General features: G+C 72.1%; 2 protein-coding genes. Both read right to left on the bottom strand.

Features of this window, described 5'->3' with window-relative positions:
* Positions 1 to 346: 346 nt before the first annotated feature.
* On the bottom strand, positions 347 to 679 hold the full coding sequence (locus GT354_RS12185) for a hypothetical protein (protein WP_161356311.1): 333 nt from the start codon (positions 677 to 679) through the stop codon (positions 347 to 349).
* On the bottom strand, positions 658 to 939 hold a 282-nt coding region (locus tag GT354_RS12180), incomplete at its 5' end, for a hypothetical protein (RefSeq protein ID WP_161356310.1). The genes GT354_RS12180 and GT354_RS12185, both read right to left, overlap by 22 nt.

The raw sequence follows: 939 nt of genomic DNA, 5'->3' as shown, positions 1-939 counted from the left end.
CCACGACCACCGGGGCAACCAGCGCTACACCGTCTCCACCGTGGTCGGCCGCCGACGCGTGCCGGCTCGCACCTGCGCGACGTGGACCCGCACGATCGCCGAGACGGCCCGCGCGGCGTCGACGGCGATCGGCGGGTGGAACCCCTGGGCGCAGTAACCCGAAACCCCGGCCGGGTCGAGGGGGTCGAGTTGTTCCGCGGAGTGCCGCGTGGATCATGCGGTCGAGCCCGGCGCCCGGGACGGGGGCTGCGGTGCGCAGGGCGGCGTCCAGGGCGATGCCGTGGATCCGCCGTGCGGGCGGGCCCGGTACAGGCGGCGCATCGTCGATTTCAGGGTGTTGGCGACGTCACGCAGGACGACGCCCGGGTTCGCCGGCATGTGACTCATACACGGGGCGGCCGCGGGGCAGGAACGGCTTTTCGGCGTGGCCGTGTTCGTCCACGGTCAGGCATGCGATGCCGGTTCCCCGGGGCAGGACGAGACGGCCGCCGGGTGCGACGGCGGCGAGCCGGGCGGGCGGGACCCGGTCCACGCCGCAGGTCGCGATGAGGCGGTCGAGGCTCCCCGATTCGGCGGACGGGTGGCTGTTGTCGGTATGAACGACGATGACACCCGGGCCGTCCTCCAGGGATCGGGCCAGGAGATCGAAGGACTCGGTCAGGCTCGTGGCCCACTCCACGGGTGGCCGACACCCGGATCCGAGGCCGATCTCGTACACGTGGCCGTACATCGGGCCGGGTTGGTGGTGGACGAACGCGATGCCGCCGTCGTTGGGTGCGCGAAGGGCACCCGGCGGAGAATGTGGCCGCCGACGTGGTTCTCGCGGAAGTCGTCCACGTAGTCGGCCGGATCGAAGTCGGCCTCGAAGTCCTCGGCCAGGGTGACGATTCCGGTGTATGCCGAGGCGATGGCGTCGGCTCCGTCGAGTCGGTGACCGAG

This window comes from Streptomyces sp. SID3343 (genome assembly GCF_009865215.1).
In the GTDB taxonomy this organism is placed as follows: Bacteria; Actinomycetota; Actinomycetes; order Streptomycetales; family Streptomycetaceae; genus Embleya.
The sequence above is the reverse complement of the archived record's forward strand: the minus strand, read 5'-3'. Positions and strand labels throughout refer to the sequence as shown.